Source organism: Bartonella sp. AA83SXKL, from assembly GCF_042196965.1.
Classification (GTDB): Bacteria; Pseudomonadota; Alphaproteobacteria; order Rhizobiales; family Rhizobiaceae; genus Bartonella.
The window spans coordinates 1-553 of record NZ_JBHIRG010000335.1; the positions used below are offsets into that span (position 1 = coordinate 1).

Below are 553 nucleotides of genomic sequence, written 5' to 3' on the forward strand. Positions count from 1 at the left end.
AAAAAACTGTGATGCAAAATAGATGGACGTAAAAGAATAAACATAAAAATCATACCATTCTACCAGATTACCTGATGCACTAGATACGATAGAGAGAACACGTTTTCTTGTATCATTCGGTGTTAGAGTTTTTTCATTCTCCATAAGTCTATCCCTTTGTTTACATTCATATGGTATGTATTGTATTTATCATCCCTGTATTTATTCCCCTAGGAGATGTCTACAGTATTTTATCTTTTGCGTCAAAAATTGCATCAAATCATGGTAATTTCTTGTGCAAGAAATTTGAGGAAAGAGATTTAAACTATATTTTATAAATTTTACAGTTTCTATTTTCTATAATCAATAGAATCGGTTATACTGCTTTATATGAAAACCTATCTTGATCTTTTATCTCATGTTTTAAATAAAGGCATTGATCGTACTGACAGAACTGGTGTAGGAACACGATCGGTTTTTGGCTATCAGATGCGGTTTGATTTACAGGCTGGATTTCCATTGTTAACAACGAAGAAATTGCATTTACGCTCGATCATTTATGAGCTTTTGTGGT

General features: G+C 32.0%; 1 protein-coding gene and 1 pseudogene. One reads left to right on the plus strand and one right to left on the minus strand.

The features are described 5' to 3' along the window. Window positions 1–144 (minus strand): annotated as a pseudogene (locus ACFINO_RS11490) (alpha-ketoglutarate permease); the annotation flags it as partial. A 225-nt stretch (window positions 145–369) separates the two neighbouring features. On the opposite strand from ACFINO_RS11490, the gene ACFINO_RS11495 reads away from it, so the two are divergent. Next, the coding region (locus tag ACFINO_RS11495) for a thymidylate synthase (protein WP_375655976.1) at window positions 370–553 on the plus strand (184 nt) is incomplete at its 3' end.